The sequence below is a fragment of the Streptomyces sp. NPDC088124 genome (genome assembly GCF_040685895.1).
Taxonomy (GTDB): domain Bacteria; phylum Actinomycetota; class Actinomycetes; order Streptomycetales; family Streptomycetaceae; genus Streptomyces.
In genome coordinates, this window is sequence record NZ_JBFBJB010000033.1 from 65,066 (window position 1) to 80,468 (window position 15,403).

Below are 15,403 nucleotides of genomic sequence, written 5' to 3' on the forward strand. Positions count from 1 at the left end.
CGGCGCTCAGGTGTCCAGGTGCGTCGGGGCGAACATGCGCAGCAGGGCGGGGAGTACGACCACGGAAGGGCCGGGCTCGGCGAGCGCCTTCGCCAGGTCCTCGCGCAGGGAATCCGGTGCCGTACGGACCGCGGGGACGCCGAAGGACCGGGCCAGGGCGACGAAGTCGGGCCGGGACAGCTCCGTCCCCGTCGGCTCGCCGAAGGCGTCCGTCATGTACTCGCGGAGGATGCCGTAGCCGCCGTCGTCCACGATCAGCCAGGTCACCGGCAGGTCGTACTGGCGGGCGGTGGCCAGCTCCGCGAGGGAGTACATCGCCCCGCCGTCCCCCGACACCGCCAGGACCGGCTTCGTACGGTCGGCCGCCGCGGCGCCGAGCGCCGCCGGGAAGCCGTACCCGAGGCCGCCCGCGCCCTGGCCCGAGTGCATCGGGCCCGGCCAGGCGGACCAGGCCCAGTAGGCGAGGATCGTCATGTCCCAGAAGCTGGGGGACGTGGCGGGCAGGGCGTCGCGGACGGCGGCCAGCACGCGCCGCTCCAGCGTGAGGTCCTGGGCCGCGATCCGCTCCCGTACCCGCTCCAGCACCGTCCGTACGGACGCGGCGGCGGCCGGGTCCGGGCGCTCGTCCACCGAATCCACCAGCGCGGCCAGCGCGAGCCTGGCGTCGGCGTGGATGCCCAGCGCGGGGTGGTTGGACTCCAGCTTGCCGAGGTCCGCCTCGATCTGGATCACCCGGCCGCGCGGGCGGAAGGTGTGGTAGTTCGAGGACAGCTCGCCCAGCCCGGAGCCGACCACCAGCAGCACGTCCGCGTCCTCCAGGAAGTCCGTGGTGTGCCGGTCCTCCATCCAGGACTGGAGGGAGAGCGGATGCTCCCAGGGGAAGGCGCCCTTGCCCCCGGCTGTCGTGACGACCGGCGCGTCCAGCTTCTCCGCGAGCGCGCGCAGCTTGCCGGAGGCGTCCGCCCGGACCACCCCGCCGCCCGCGATGATCACCGGCCGGGCCGCGTGCGACAGCGCCCGCGCCGCGACGGCGGTCAGCTCGGGGCGCGGGTGCAGCTCGCGCGGGGTGGCGTCCATCGCCGTGACGACCGGCAGCGAGACCTCCGCGAGCAGCACGTCCTGCGGGATCTCCACCCACACCGGGCCGTGCGGGGCGGTGAGCGCGGACTCCCAGGCGGCGGCGAGCGCGGACGGGATCTGCGAGGCCTTACGGACGGGATGGACGGACTTGACGATGTCGCGGAAGGACGCCTGCTGGTCGCGGAGTTCGTGCAGATACCCGTGGCGCCCGCCGCCCAGGCCCGCCGCCGGTACCTGGCTGGAGATGGCCAGCACGGGCGCCGAGGCCGCCGCCGCCTCCTGGAGCGCCGCGAGCGAGGTCAGGGCGCCGGGGCCGGTGGAGAGCAGCAGCGGGGCGACCTCGCCGGTGACCCGGCCGTACGCGTCGGCGGCGAACCCCGCGTTGTTCTCGACGCGCAGCCCGATGTACCGGAGCGAGGAGCGGCGCAGGGCGTCGAACATGCCGAGGGCGTGCTGTCCCGGCAGGCCGAAGACGGTCGTGGCGCCGAGCCCGTACAGCGTCTCGACGACGAGATCGCCGCCGCGCCGGCCGGGTGGCGGGGACAGCGCCGCGGCGGCCTGCTCCGGGGTGAGGCGCACCACGTCGTGGTCGTGATCGTGCATCAGCGCGCCTCGGCGGCAGCGCTGTTGGCGCCCCCGGCGACCGGTGCGGTCCTGGCGATCTGGCGGGACATGACCGTCGTCAGCTCGTACGCCGTGTGGGAGGCGGCGACCGAGGTGATCTCCGCGTGGTCGTACGCGGGCGCGACCTCCACCACGTCGGCGGAGACCAGCCGGCAGGAGGCCAGCCCCCGGATGATCTCCAGGAGTTCCCTGGAGGTCAGCCCGCCGGCCTCGGGCGTGCCGGTGCCCGGTGCGTGCGCCGGGTCCAGGACGTCGATGTCGACGGAGATGTAGAGCGGCCGGTCCCCGATCCGCTGCCGCAGCTGGTCCGCGATCTCGTCCACGCCCCGGCGCATCACATCGGCGGAGGTGACGATCCCGAACCCCATCCTGGCGTCCTCGTCCAAGTCCCGCTTCCCGTACAGCGGGCCGCGCGTCCCGACGTGCGAGAGCGCCTCCGTGTCGAGGATGCCCTCCTCGACGGCCCGGCGGAACGGGGTGCCGTGGGTGTACTCCGCACCGAAGTAGGTGTCCCAGGTGTCCAGATGGGCGTCGAAGTGGAGCAGCGCGACCGGTCCGTGCCGCTTCGCGGCCGAACGGAGCAGCGGGAGTGCGATCGTGTGGTCGCCGCCGAGGGTCATCAGCCGTGCGCCGGTGCCCAGCAGGTCGTCGGCGGCCGCCTCGATCGTGTCGACCGCCTCGTTGATGTCGAACGGGTTCGCGGCGATGTCCCCGGCGTCCGCGACCTGCGCGAGCGCGAACGGGGAGGCGTCCTGCGCGGGGTTGTACGGGCGCAGCAGGCGCGATGCCTCCCGGATCGCGTTGCCGCCGAAGCGGGCGCCCGGCCGGTAGGAGACCCCGGTGTCGAAGGGGACGCCGACGACCGCGACATCGGCCGTGCCGACCTCGTCCAGCCGGGGCAGCCGGGCGAACGTGGCCGGCCCCGCGTACCTCGGGACACGGGACGAGTCGACGGGCCCGCGCGGGCCGCTGCGGTGCCCCCGCTGCCCGTCCTGTCCGTGCTGTCCGTGGTGTCCGTTGCTGCTCATCGTCGGGCCTTTCCGGGTGTCGCCGCATGCGGTTCCGTACCGCGTCACGCGCTGGGGTTGTTACGGCTATTTCGACCGTTACAGCCGTTACGGCTGATGCAGTTGTTACGGCCGTTACAGCTGTTGCGTATTGCTCTGTGCCGCTCCGTGCAGTTCTGTCCGGAGTGCTTTCGTCTAAGAATGGACCAGCCCACTGACAGCGGGCTCCCCCGCCTCCTCCGGCGCCTCTCCCGCGAGCCGGGCGCGCCACGCGGCGAGCACCGCCTCGTCCGTCGGCCGCGTCGCCAGGCTGACGATCACATAGGCGGCCAGGGAGGCCAGCAGGCCGTAGTAGATGGGCTGGTTGGCGAGGATCCCGTACGCCGCCATCAGCCCCACGACCGTCACCCCGCCGACGACCACGGCGGCCAGCGCCCCGTACACCGTGCCGCGCCGCCACAGCAGCCCGCCGAGGATCGGTACGAGCAGTCCGCCGACGAGGAGGTTGTACGCGACGGTCAGTGCCTCGACCACGTTGTTGAGCGCGACGGCGACGGCGATCACGCCGACCCCCATGACCAGGATGAACAGCCGGTTCCCGCGCACCTCGTCCACCTCCCCGCGGCCCGCTTCCCCGCGGTCCGCGCCGCCCCGCCCGACGGCGCCGCGCAGCCGCGCCCAGATGTCGTTGTTGGCCACGGTCGCGCAGGCGATCAGCGCGCCCGAGGAGGTCGACATCACCGCGGCGAGCGCGGCGGCCAGCACCAGCCCCCGTACGCCCAGGGGCAGTTCGTCCTTGACGATGGTCGCGAAGGCGTCGTCGGCGCTGCCCAGGTTCGGGTAGAGCACCTTGGCGGCCGTCCCGATGACCGCGCCGGCCAGCGCGTACAGCAGACAGTACGTACCGGCGACGGTGCCGCCCCAGCGCGCGACCTTGTCGCCGCGCGCGGTGAACACCCGCTGCCAGATGTCCTGTCCGATCAGCATGCCGAAGGTGTAGATCAGGACGTACGTGAAGATCGTCTCGCCGCCGATGCCGAACGGCGAGAAGTACTCGGAGGGAAGCCGCGCCTTCATCTCGCCGATCCCGCCCGCCTTGACGACCGCGATGGGCAGCAGGAGCAGCAGCACCCCGATCGTCTTGACGACGAACTGCACCATGTCCGTCAGCGTGATGGACCACATGCCGCCGAGCGTCGAGTACGCGACGACGATGGCGCCGCCCAGGATGATCGCGACCGTGCGGTTCAGGTCGAAGAGGACGTCGAAGATCGTGGCGTACGCGATGGTCGAGGTGACCGCGAGCATCAGGGTGTACGCCCACATCACGATGCCCGAGATGAGCCCGGCCCGGCCGCCGTACCGCAGGTCGAGCATCTCCGAGACGGTGTAGACCTTCAGCCGGGCGATCCGCGCGGAGAAGAAGACGGAGAGGGCGAGCAGTCCGAGGCCAATGGCGAAGACCATCCAGGCGCCGGAGAGGCCGTGCCGGTAGCCGAGGCCGACGCCGCCGATGGTCGAGGCGCCGCCGAGGACGATGGCGGCCATGGTGCCGGAGTACATCCAGGGGCCGAGCCTGCGGCCCGCCACCAGGAACTCGCTCTTGGACTTGGCGCGGCGCATGCCCCACCAGCCCATGGCGAGCATGCCGGCCAGATAGACGACGATCACCGCGTAGTCGACAGCCATGGGCTTCCTCCGTCTCGTCTCACGCTTGAGGGCACTCGCGTTCGTACGTGGCCGTACTGGCCGTACGTGGCCGAGCGTGTGGGTCATGACGGTAGGTGGCCGCAAAGCAGCGCTGAAGTGTACGTTTCATCCATTCTTTCCGTAGAGGAGGGATGGATCATCCATGCCGGACAGCACCGGGGCCCCTTCCGCCCCCTCATCACCCCCGCCCTCTTCCGCCCCCTCGTCCTCTCCACCTACTCCCCCGGTCCCGCTGGCCGAGCTGCTGGCCGACCGAACGCTGGGGCTGCGCCGGATCGCGGGCCCGCCGGACGACGGTGCGCAGGTGGTGCAGTGGGTGCACACCTCGGAGATGGCGGACCCGTACCCCTATCTGCTCGGTGGCGAGCTGCTGCTGACCGCGGGCGTCCAGCTCACCGACGCCGCCGCGGACGCGTACACGGCACGCGTGGTCGAGGCGGGCGCGGCGGCGCTCGGCTTCGGGGTGACGCCGGTGTACGACACGGTGCCGCCCGCCCTGGTCGACGCCTGCGACCGGCACGGGCTGCCGCTGCTGGAGGTGCCGCCGCGTACCCAGTTCACGGCGGTGGCGCGCGCGGTGTGGCGGCTGATGGCGGAGGCGCGCCACCGGGAGCTGCGCCGGGTGACCCGTGCCCAGCAGGGCCTGGCCGCGGCGGCGGCACGGCAGGACCCGGTGCCCGCCGTGCTGCACCAGCTGGCGTCGGGGCTCGGTGGCCGCGCGGTCCTGTTCGCCCCGGACGGCGCGGAGCTGCACTCGACGGGCCGCGTCGCGGCCCCGGGCGCCCGTACGGCGCTCGCGCGCCTGGCCAGGGTGGTCGGCCCGGCCTCCGCCCCGACCCCCTCCTCCGCCACGGACACGACACCGGGCGCCCACCTCGCGGCGTACGCGCTCGGCGGCGGCCAGGGCCTGGTGCTCGGCGTGGCGGCCGAACGGCGCGAACCCGGCGACCACACCGTCGCGGGCGTCGCCGTGGTCCTGCTCTCCCTGCTGACCGCGCCGCATCAGGGCGCGGCGGAGGCGGGCCGCTCGGCCGCGCTCGTCCGGCTGCTGCTCGGCGCCGCCCCCGCCGAGGCGGCGCCGCTCCTCGGCCCCGGGCCCTGGCGGGTCGTCCAGGGGCGCGGCGGCGCCACCCCCTTCGCGGCGGGCGCGCTGGCGGCGGCCCTGGGCAGCGCGCTGGCCGACACGGACGGCACCACGGTCCGCGTCCTCACCGACCGCGAGGTCACGGCCCAGCCGGGCTGGACCCTCGGCGTCAGCGACCCGGTCCCCCCGGAGGAGCTGGCCGCCGCCGACACCCGCGCGCTGCGCGCCCTGGGCCGCGCGGAGGCCACCCGTACGCCGCTGGTACGCCACGACCCGGCCGGCCCGGCGGCCGGGCTCACCGCCCTGATCGCCCCGGAGGAGGCCGCCGCCCACGCCCGCGCGCTCCTGGCCCCCGTGCTGGCGGCGCCGGGCGCCCCGGCGCTGATCGAGACGCTGCGCGCCTGGCTCTCGCTGCACGGCAGCTGGGACCGTACGGCGGTGGCGCTGACGGTCCACCGCAACACGGTCCGCCACCGGATCACCCGCTGCGCGGCGCTCCTGAAGCGGGACCTGGACGACCCCGACGTACGGATGGAGCTGTGGTTCGCGCTGCGAGAGCCGCCCGCGCCCGGTCTCACGTCACGGGCGTGAACGCGGGCAGGGTGAGGGCCGAGTGGGCAGGGCGTCCCTCCGCGACGGGCAGGGTGGTCAGCTCGCGCAGCATGTCGTTGCGCCGCTCCAGGGCCTGGGCCGTGGCCGGGAAGAGCGCGGCGCCGCCCTCGCCGACCAGGTCCTGGTTGAGCGTCACGAAGCCGCGGGTGTCGTGTTCGTAGGCGGCGAGGCCCGCGGCGTGGTCCCGGCCGGCCAGGGAACCGGCGAGCATGTACGCGCCGACGAGCGCGAGGCTGGAGCCCTGACCGGTGAGGAACGAGGGCGCGTACGCGGCGTCGCCCACCAGCGCGACCCGGCCACTGGACCAACGGGGCATGCGGATCTGGCTGACCGTGTCGAAGAACAGGTCGTCGGCGTCGCGCAGGGCGGCGAGCAGCCCAGGGACCTCCCATCCCGCGTCGGCGAAGACCTCGGCGACCAGCTCCCGTTGGGCCTCCGGGTTCCGGAACGCGCCGAACGGCGGTTCCGGGCGGGCGAAGTTCAGGAGGACGTGTACGTCCTCGTCGCCCCCCACGGCGTAGAGTGCCGCGGCCCGGCCCGGGGTGTTCCACATCACGGTCTCGTAGGAGAGCCCGAAGGTGTTGCGCAGGGTGAATCCGGCGAAGCAGTAGCCGAGGTACCGGTGGAACCGCTCTTCGGGGCCGAACAGGGACGCGCGGGTACGGGAGTGCAGGCCGTCCGCGCCGACCACGATGTCGAACGTACGGCTGCCGCCGCCGCGGAAGGTGACGTCGACCCCGTGGCCGGACCGGTCGGCCCCGCGGCCCGGCTGGTCGAGGGTGTCGACGGAGTCGTCGAACAAGAACTCCACGTCGTCGCGGACCGCCGCGTGGAGAGCGGCGGTCAGATCCCCGCGCCGGACCTCCACGTCTCGTCCCGCGACACCGCCGGTGACGGTGTGCGGGGCGACCGAGGCCACCTCGTCGCCGTCCCCGTCGAGGAAGGTCAGCCGGCGCAGGTCGATGTGCGCGTCCCGCAGCCGCGGCAGGATTCCCATTCTCCGGACGACATCGAGCGCGGTGCCGCGCACGTCGACGGGGTAACCGCCGCCGCGCGGTGCGCCCGCCTTCTCGACCACCGTGACGGCGAATCCGTGGCGGTTCAGCCAGAACGCGAGGGCGGGCCCCGCGATGCCGGCCCCGGATATCAGGACCGTGCGCCTCCGTGACGTACGGAAGCCCCTGGAGGGAGCGGCCGGATCGGTCCTCGGCAGATCAGCCCTGGACTGATCGATACTGACCAGATCTTCTCTCATCAGATCATTGCGGGTCATTCCTTGACTCCTTTGCTCAGGGTACGGACGACTAGCAGGGACAGCGCCGTGACGGCGCCCGCGATGACGAAGCCGGTGACGAAGGCCGATTCGGCCGGGACGTCCGATCCGGAAGGGGTCCCGGCGGTGAGGATCGCGCCACTGACCTGCACACCCACGGCGTAACCGAGGACGCGGGTCACCAGGACGAGGCTGGTGGCGATGCCGGTGTCACCTTGATCGACGGAGGTGGCGGTGCTGGTCACCATCGCCGTGACGCACAGGCCGTTGGCGAGCGCGATCAGCGCCTTGCCGATGACGAGGTGCCAGACCTCGGTGTGCACGGCCGCCAGGGTGAACAGGGCGGCGACCATGAGGACGGTCCCGGTGGTGACCACGGCGCGCGAGCCGAAGCGCCGCGCCCCGATCCCGCCGATCGGCCCGGCCAGCGACGCGGCCATGGCGCCGGGCAGCAGGAAGAAGCCGATCTCGGTGGCGCTCGCCCCGAACCCGTAGCCGTCGGCGGAGACCGCGAAGAGCTGCGGGACGAGATAGACCGGCACCGAGGTGCCGACGCAGATCACGAACGTCAGCGCACACGCCTTCCATACGGCGGGGCGCCCCAGCATGCGCAGATCGACCATCGGCGAGGCCGCACGGCGCTCCACCGCCACCCATCCGGCCGCGAAGGCGGCGGTCACCAGGAGGAGGGCGCCGAGCACGAGGGGCTGCGCGCCGAGGTCGGGCGCCAGCGCGAGGACGAGCATGAGCGTGACCAGCGTCCCGCTCAGGAGGACCAGGCCGGGCCAGTCGACCAGGGCACCGTCCGACGGGCCCGGCCGGTCCCGCGGCATCAGCCTGTTGACCAGCAGGGTGGACCCGATGACCGCGATCGTCGGCAGCGCGAACATCCAGTGCCGGGAGAGTTGTTCCGCCACGGGCCCGGCCGCCAGCGTTCCCGCCATCCCGCCGCCCACGAACAGCCCGCTGACCACCCCGATGGCCACCTTCGACTCTCCCTCGGGGAGGTGTTCGCGCACCAGGATGAACGACAGGGGCAGCGCGCCCACCATCGCTCCCTGCAGTATCTGACCGAGCAGCAGCACCGGCAGGTTCGGCGCCAGGGCGGACACCAGGCCGCCGGCCGAGACCACCGCCATCAGCCGGACCAGGACCCGTTTTCCCCCGTAGCGGTCGCCGAACTTGCCCGCGACCGGGGTGACGAGCGCGCCGGTGATGAGGAGCGTGATGCTGAGTAACGCCCCTTCGGCGGGACTCATGTCCAGCTCGCGCTGGAGGAGCGGGAGCGTCGGCGTCACCACCGACTCCAGGGCGCCGGTGGCGACGGCCAGCAGGCCGAGGGCCCCGACAGCCGCGTTCCCGATGCGGGCCGGGGGAACCGGAGTTGTTGTGGTCATGGACGTCCTTCCGTCGTTGCCGGGCGAGTGAGGAGCGATCGGCCGTACGCGGAGCGCCGCCGCCCTGCCGGGCCCGGCGCGGGCACAGCGGCCGTTCACGCGAGGCGCGATGCGCAGGGTGTGTACGCGTGCGGCGCGCCCGCCGACAGAATTACACTACACCGTGCAGTGTAGGACGTTAAGATGCGTTCATGCCGACCACGAAGACACTGCGCGAGGGGTCCACGCCGAAGCGGGCCGCCATCCTCTCGGCGGCCCGGGAACTGTTCCTCACCGATGGCTTCGACCGGACCAGCGTCGACGCGGTCGCCGCCAGGGCCGAGGTGTCCAAGCGGACCGTCTACGACTACTTCGGCGACAAGCAGACGCTGCTGCGAGCGGTCGTCGACGCCGTCGGCCAGTCGCTGATCACCACGATCCGGGGCACCCTCGACGACACCCTCACCGACCTCACCGCCCTCACGGAGGAGCCCGGCCTTGAGGACGCCCTGGTCACGTTCTCGATGCGCATCGCGACCGACATGCTCGGCTCGGCGGAGTACGCGACGCTGCAGCGACTGGTCCGGGCGGAATCCGGCCACCTCGCGCAGCGGGGCTACAACTCCATGGCGGACACCCCCGACGAGGCGCTCGCCGAGCGGTTCGCCGCCTTCGCCGAGGCCGGGCTGCTCGACGTCCCGGACGCCCGGCTCGCGGCCGACCAGTTCATCGCGCTGACCTTCGGCGTCGCGCTGGACCGGCTCGGTTCCGCGAACGCCGCGGAGGACACCCGCGTACGGCCACTCGTCGTCGAGGGGGTACGGACCTTTCTCCGGGCCTACCGAACGCGGTAGGCCCGACCGATACCGAGGACGCCGTCGAGAACCTGTCCGGGTCCGCCCGCCGGCAGGTCTCCTTCTCCGGGGCGAGCGTGCGGCGGCCACCACCCCACACAATCCACGGTTTCCTGAATTCAGGAAACCGTGTACTGTCGGGTTGTGCTGACCGTCGCTTCCGACATCGAGGTGCTGGCCCGTTTCGGCCGCGCGCTCGCCGATCCGATCCGCTGCCGGGTCCTGCTCGCCCTCCGGCAGGCGCCGGCTTACCCGGCCGACCTCGCCGACGTCCTCGGCATCTCGCGGACCCGGCTGTCGAACCACCTGGCGTGTCTGCGGGACTGCGGCCTGGTCGTCGCCGTGCCCGACGGCCGGCGCACGCGCTACGAGCTCGCCGACGAACGCCTCGGCCACGCCCTGGACCATCTCCTGGCCGCGGTCGTCGCGGTCGAGGAGGACAAGACCTGCCCCGATGCCGCCACGAAGGGCTGCTGCTGATGGTGTCCATATCCCTGGGGCTGTCGCCGGCCCGCCGCGAGGTACTGGCCCGCCGGATACGGCTGCTGGTGGCCGCGACCATCGCCTACAACGTCATCGAGGCCGTCGTCGCCCTGACGGCGGGGACGGCGGCGTCCTCCACCGCCCTGATCGGCTTCGGCCTGGACTCCATCGTCGAGGTCTCCTCCGCCGCCGCGGTGGCCTGGCAGTTCTCCGCCCGCGACCAGGCCGTCCGCGAGGCACGCGAGCAGCGCACCCTGCGGATCATCGCCGTCTCCTTCTTCGCCCTCGCCGCCTACGTGAGCGTCGACGCGGTCCGCGCGCTGGCCGGCACCGGTGAGGCGGACCGGTCGGTCACCGGCATCGTCCTCGCCGCGCTGTCCCTGGCCGTCATGCCGTTCCTGTCCGCCGCCCAGCGCAAGGCGGGCCGCGAACTCGGCTCCGCGAGCGCGGTGGCGGACTCCAAGCAGACCCTGCTCTGCACCTACCTCTCCGCCGTCCTCTTGGTGGGCCTGGTTCTCAACGCCACCCTCGGCTGGTCCTGGGCCGACCCGATCGCCGCCCTCGTCATCGCCGCCATCGCGGTGAAGGAGGGCCGTGACGCCTGGAAGGGCAAGGGCTGCTGCGCCCCCACCGCTACGGCGGCGACGTCGGCGGCCGCCACGACCGGCACTGATGCCTGCGGCTGTGGGCCCGGCTGCTCCTGCTGCTCGTGAACAGCTCGTTGCCGACCCCGCCTCGCTCCGCGCGCCCCCGCTGATACGTGCCGGGCAACGGCTGAGGGGCGGGGAACGGGGCCCGACCCGCGCGTCCACGCTCCGGGCATGGGTGCGTGGTGTTCAGCTTGAACCCTTATCGTGCGCGCGGACCGCGGGCCCTTCCGGTCGGCGGCCGTGGTCGAGGAGTGACGAAGGTGAGCAGCAGCGTGCCCACGCCCCGGGTTCCGGACGAACTGCGGCGGCGTCTGGGGGTACCGGACGCGGTGATGATCGGGCTGGGGTCGATGATCGGCGCCGGGATCTTCGCCTCGCTGGCCCCGGCCGCCCGCGCGGCCGGCTCCGGGCTGCTGATCGGGCTCGCGCTCGCGGCGGTCGTGGCGTACTGCAACGCCACGTCCTCGGCGCGGCTCGCCGCCCGCTACCCGACCTCCGGTGGCACCTACGTCTACGGGCGCGAGCGGCTGGGCGAGTTCTGGGGATACCTGGCCGGGTGGGCGTTCGTCGTGGGCAAGACCGCCTCGTGCGCGGCGATGGCCCTGACCGTCGGTTCGTACGTCTGGCCAGGCCAGGCCCACGCGGTCGCGGTCGCCGCCGTGGTGGCGCTGACCGCGGTCAACTACGCCGGGGTACAGAAGTCCGCCCTGGTGACCCGCCTCGTCGTCGCCGTGATCCTGGCGGTCCTCGCCGCCGTCGTGACGGCCTCGCTCACCTCAGGTGCGGTGGACGCCGCCCGCCTCCAGGTGGGCTCGGACGCGACGTTCGCCGGGGTGCTCCAGGCGGCGGGTCTGCTCTTCTTCGCCTTCGCCGGCTACGCCCGCGTCGCCACTCTCGGCGAGGAGGTCCGCGACCCGGCCCGCACCATCCCCCGGGCCATCCCGATCGCGCTCGGCATCACCCTCGTCGTCTACGCCGCCGTCGCCGTCTCCGTCCTGCTGGTCCTCGGCCCGCACGGCCTCGCCGCGGCCGCGGCACCGCTGACGGACGCCGCCCGGGCCGCGGGCGCCGCCTGGCTCGTCCCGGTGGTGCGCGTCGGCGCGGCCGTCGCCGCGCTCGGCTCGCTGCTCGCGCTGATCCTCGGCGTCTCCCGTACGACGCTGGCCATGGCTCGCGATCGCCACTTCCCGCACGCCCTCGCGGCCGTGCACCCGAGGTTCAAGGTCCCGCACCGGGCCGAACTCGTCGTCGGTGCCGCCGTCGCCGCCGCGGCCGCGACCGTGGACGTGCGCGGGGCGATCGGCTTCTCCTCCTTCGGTGTCCTGGCCTACTACGCGATCGCCAACGCCTCCGCCTGGACCCTGACCCCCGCCGAAGGCCGCCCGGCCCGGATCGTCCCCGCGCTCGGCCTGGCCGGCTGCCTTGTGCTGGCCTTCGCTCTCCCCGTCTCCTCCGTGGTCACGGGAGCGCTGGTGCTGGCGGCCGGCGCGGTCGCGTACGCGGTCCGCCGGAGACTCGCCCGGCGGTGAACCCGCCACGGGGACGTCAGCTCGCGGCGGACTGGCTCACGGCTAGGGTCTTTCGTTTGGATCAGGCTGGATCAGGGAGCGGGGTCTGGTGCCGTGGATCGCAAGGCGGAGGAGGGAGGCGACGCAGGAGCGGATGGGGCCTCCCCTGGTCGAGCGAAGCCGAGACCTTGGGGATGACGGACGACAACGCGGCGAGGCGCGGTGCCAGGGCACGCGAGCCCAGCATGATCCAAACGAGAGGCCCTAGGTCCGGTCCGGGACGAGCCGGGGGACGAGGCGGACGTAGGCGACCATGCCGAGGACCTCGACGAGGGTCTGGGTGACCACGACGACCGCTGCGACGGCCAGGTCGTCGGGCAGGGCCAGGGCCATCGGCAGCACGACGAGGGAGTTGCGGGTCGCCCCGGTGAACACGATCGCCCGGCCCGCGGGCGCCTCCAGGCGGAACAGGCGGGCAACTCCCTTCCCTGCGAACGCCATCACGATCAGGAACGCGGCATAGAAGGGGACCACGGCGGCGACGTCGGCGAGGCTGCCGCCGAGCTTGGGCACCTGGGAGGCGACCACGACCAGCAAGGTGGCGGCCATCAGCGGCACCATCGTGGTGGTCGCCGCGTCGGAGACCTTCTGTCCGGCCGGGCGGCGGGCGGCCCACGCCTGCAGAATCCAGGCGAGGGCGAGGGGGATGACGATCAGAACGAGGAACGCCTCGACGAACGGGCCCGCCTCGACGATGTCGGCCAGATCCGAGCCCATGAACAGGTAGAGGAAGCCGGGCAGGAGCAGCATCTGCACGACCAGCAGAACCGGAGTCGCGGCCAGCAGCCGGCGGCTGGACCCGCCGGCCAGGCCGGAGAAGACAATCACATAGTCGACGCACGGGCACAGCAACACCAGCAGCACGCCGAGCCGCACCGCCTGGTCCACGGGCAGGAACGCGAACATCGCGGCGACCACCAGCGGCACCACCACGAAGTTCACCACCACCGCGGCGGACAGGAACCGTCCGTCGCGCAACGAGCGCACCAACGCGGCGGCGGGGACCTGGAGGAAGGTGACGAACAGCAGCGCGCCCAGGACCGGGTTGATGGCGTGCTCCAGACCCGGCCCGAGCCCGGGGACCGCCCAGCCGATCAGACCGCCTGCGGCCATCGCCGCCAGGTAGATCGCGACCTGGTGGTGTTCCATCCGCTCGACCAGGCCCTGCGGTCCCTGCTGCGACACCCGAACCGCTCCCTCATGTTCCCGCCGGCCGCCTCGTGGCGGCCGCGCGCTGTCCATCCTCACAGGCCGCCGTACCGGGCCTGCGGCGCCTCCCGCTCAGCGGGCGCCTGGCCTCTGGACACGGGACATGGCGGTCTCCCATCGAACGGCATTTTCGATATCCGCCGATGCAGCCGGCCTTGCCGCTGGCATCGACAACTGTCAATATAGAAGAATGTCGAAACAAGCTGCTCTGCCGGTCCTCGGACAGGACGACGACGCGTGCTGCGCGCCCATGGTCCGTGAGCCCCTCGGCGAGGAGGCCGCGGCCGAGCTGTCGCGGATGTTCAAGGCCCTCTCGGACCCGATCCGGCTGCGGCTGCTGTCACTGATCGCCTCCCACGAGGGTGGCGAGGCATGCGTGTGCGACCTCATCGGCCCCTTCGGCGTCTCCCAGCCGACGATCTCCCACCACCTGAAGGTGCTGCGCGGGGCCGGTCTGGTCGGCTCCGAGCGGCGCGGGACCTGGGTGTACTACTGGGTGCTCCCCGAGGCCCTGGCGAAGCTGTCCGCCCTGCTGGAGATTCCCGCCGTATCCGCGAAGGCCCCGGCGTGAGCGCGCCCGCGCCGCTGCTGCGGCGGGCGACGACCGAAGGGCTGGGGACGGCCGCGCTGGTCGCGGTGGTGGTCGGCTCCGGGATCCAGGCCACCGAACTGACCCATGACGTCGCCACGCAACTGCTGGCCAACTCTCTGGCCACCGTCTTCGGCCTCGGCGTACTGATCGCCCTGCTCGCAGGGGTCTCGGGGGCCCACTTCAACCCCGCCGTCACCCTGGCCGCCTGGTTCACCGGCCGACGCACCGGCGACGGCCCCACCCTGCGCGATGTCGCCGCGTACGTACCCGCCCAGACCGTCGGGGCGATCGGCGGCGCGTTGCTGGCCGACGCCATGTTCGGCAAGCCAATGGTGCACTTCTCCACGCACGAGCGGTGGGCCGGACACCTGTGGCTGGCGGAGGCGGTGGCCACCGCCGGGCTCGTCTGGCTCATCTTCGGCCTGGCCCGCGCCGGCCGCGCACACCTCGCGCCGCCGCTGGTCGCCGCCTACATCGGCGCGGCGTACTGGTTCACCTCCTCCACCAGCTTCGCAAACCCGGCCGTCACGATCGGCCGGGCGTTCACCGACACCTTCGCCGGTATCGCCCCCACCTCCGTCCTGCCCTTCCTCACCGCCCAGCTGCTCGGCGCCGCCGCCGGACTCGCGCTGGTCACCGTCTGCTTCGGCCGCACGACGGGGACCGGGTCCGAGGCCGTCGTCCTACCCGGCGGGCAGAAGTCCGCCACCCCCACCCGCTCCACCGAAGAAAGCGCCCTGACCTGATGAGCACCTCCACCACCCCGTCCGTCCTCTTCGTCTGCGTGCACAACGCCGGCCGCTCCCAGATGGCCGCCGCCTTCCTCACCCACCTCGCCGGTGACCGCGTCCAGGTCCGCTCCGCCGGCTCAGCCCCCGCGAGCACCGTGAACCAGGCCGTCGTGGAGGCCATGGCCGAGGCCGGCATCGACATCGCCGCCGAGACCCCCAAGGTCCTCACCACCGAGGCCGTACAGTCCTCGGACGTCGTGATCACCATGGGCTGTGGCGACGCCTGCCCCTACTTCCCCGGCAAGCGGTACCTGGACTGGCAGCTCGACGATCCGGCCGGGCAGGGCGTCGCGGCCGTCCGGCCGATCCGCGACGAGATCGAGCGGCGCGTCCGCGGCCTGCTCGCCGAATTCCGCATCGAGCCAGCGGCGTGACGGCCACCAGGACCGGCGTGCGCCGACGCAGCCGCGCAGCACCCGCGTCCGGCACCGCCGAGAGACGTTCACCTGGCGGCAGCACCTGCTTCACCTGCGTTTTCGGCGCCTGACAC

At 72.9% G+C, this 15,403-nt stretch carries 14 protein-coding genes; 8 read left to right on the top strand and 6 right to left on the bottom strand.

Going from position 1 to position 15,403, the window contains the following annotated elements:
* Nucleotides 1-6: 6 nt before the first annotated feature.
* From AB0P17_RS26015 to AB0P17_RS26025, 3 genes are all read right to left on the bottom strand, one after another.
* Entirely contained in the window at nt 7-1,686 is a 1,680-nt protein-coding gene (locus AB0P17_RS26015; protein ID WP_365814370.1) for a thiamine pyrophosphate-binding protein, read from the bottom strand.
* Nucleotides 1,683-2,732 carry an agmatinase gene (gene speB / locus AB0P17_RS26020; RefSeq protein WP_365814334.1) on the bottom strand — a complete coding sequence of 350 codons (1,050 nt, stop codon included), beginning with the start codon at nt 2,730-2,732 and terminating at the stop codon, nt 1,683-1,685. The genes AB0P17_RS26015 and speB overlap by 4 nt, the downstream gene beginning before the upstream one ends.
* Nucleotides 2,733-2,906: 174 nt before the next feature.
* The gene (locus AB0P17_RS26025) at nt 2,907-4,400 is read right to left on the bottom strand and encodes a sodium:solute symporter (protein WP_365814335.1); all 1,494 of its coding nucleotides are present in this window, start codon (nt 4,398-4,400) and stop codon (nt 2,907-2,909) included.
* 163 nt (nt 4,401-4,563) lie between these two features.
* Between AB0P17_RS26025 and AB0P17_RS26030 the strand changes: the two genes are divergently transcribed.
* Entirely contained in the window at nt 4,564-6,096 is a 1,533-nt protein-coding gene (locus AB0P17_RS26030) for a PucR family transcriptional regulator (protein WP_365814336.1), read from the top strand.
* Here the strand turns inward: AB0P17_RS26030 and AB0P17_RS26035 are convergent.
* Together AB0P17_RS26035 and AB0P17_RS26040 are read right to left on the bottom strand one after the other, a co-directional pair.
* Entirely contained in the window at nt 6,080-7,390 is a 1,311-nt protein-coding gene (locus AB0P17_RS26035) for an FAD-dependent monooxygenase (protein ID WP_365814337.1), read from the bottom strand. The two genes, AB0P17_RS26030 and AB0P17_RS26035, sit on opposite strands and share 17 nt — an antisense overlap.
* On the bottom strand, nt 7,387-8,787 hold the full coding sequence (locus tag AB0P17_RS26040) for an MFS transporter (RefSeq protein WP_365814338.1): 1,401 nt from the start codon (nt 8,785-8,787) through the stop codon (nt 7,387-7,389). The genes AB0P17_RS26035 and AB0P17_RS26040 overlap by 4 nt, the downstream gene beginning before the upstream one ends.
* 191 nt (nt 8,788-8,978) lie before the next feature.
* On the opposite strand from AB0P17_RS26040, the gene AB0P17_RS26045 reads away from it, so the two are divergent.
* From AB0P17_RS26045 to AB0P17_RS26060, 4 genes are all read left to right on the top strand, one after another.
* Nucleotides 8,979-9,620 carry a TetR/AcrR family transcriptional regulator gene (locus tag AB0P17_RS26045; protein WP_365814339.1) on the top strand — a complete coding sequence of 214 codons (642 nt, stop codon included), beginning with the start codon at nt 8,979-8,981 and terminating at the stop codon, nt 9,618-9,620.
* A gap of 144 nt (nt 9,621-9,764) precedes the next feature.
* Entirely contained in the window at nt 9,765-10,100 is a 336-nt protein-coding gene (locus tag AB0P17_RS26050) for a metalloregulator ArsR/SmtB family transcription factor (protein ID WP_365814340.1), read from the top strand.
* Complete coding sequence (locus AB0P17_RS26055) at nt 10,100-10,816, top strand: cation transporter (RefSeq protein ID WP_365814341.1); 717 nt, start codon at nt 10,100-10,102, stop codon at nt 10,814-10,816. The genes AB0P17_RS26050 and AB0P17_RS26055 overlap by 1 nt, the downstream gene beginning before the upstream one ends.
* 197 nt (nt 10,817-11,013) lie before the next feature.
* Nucleotides 11,014-12,282, top strand: a complete 1,269-nt coding sequence (locus AB0P17_RS26060) for an APC family permease (protein ID WP_365814342.1) — start codon at nt 11,014-11,016, stop codon at nt 12,280-12,282.
* 243 nt (nt 12,283-12,525) lie between these two features.
* Here the strand turns inward: AB0P17_RS26060 and AB0P17_RS26065 are convergent, their stop codons facing one another.
* On the bottom strand, nt 12,526-13,470 hold the full coding sequence (locus AB0P17_RS26065; protein ID WP_365814371.1) for a bile acid:sodium symporter: 945 nt from the start codon (nt 13,468-13,470) through the stop codon (nt 12,526-12,528).
* 250 nt (nt 13,471-13,720) lie between these two features.
* Between AB0P17_RS26065 and AB0P17_RS26070 the strand changes: the two genes are divergently transcribed.
* Genes AB0P17_RS26070 through AB0P17_RS26080 form a run of 3 tightly spaced genes read left to right on the top strand, consistent with a single transcriptional unit; the run spans nt 13,721 to nt 15,287 of the window.
* On the top strand, nt 13,721-14,101 hold the full coding sequence (locus AB0P17_RS26070) for a metalloregulator ArsR/SmtB family transcription factor (protein WP_365814343.1): 381 nt from the start codon (nt 13,721-13,723) through the stop codon (nt 14,099-14,101).
* A complete protein-coding gene (locus AB0P17_RS26075) occupies nt 14,098-14,868 on the top strand; it encodes an aquaporin (RefSeq protein WP_365814344.1) in 771 nt (256 codons plus the stop codon). The genes AB0P17_RS26070 and AB0P17_RS26075 overlap by 4 nt, the downstream gene beginning before the upstream one ends.
* A complete protein-coding gene (locus AB0P17_RS26080) occupies nt 14,868-15,287 on the top strand; it encodes an arsenate reductase ArsC (protein ID WP_365814345.1) in 420 nt (139 codons plus the stop codon). The genes AB0P17_RS26075 and AB0P17_RS26080 overlap by 1 nt, the downstream gene beginning before the upstream one ends.
* Nucleotides 15,288-15,403 lie beyond the last annotated feature (116 nt).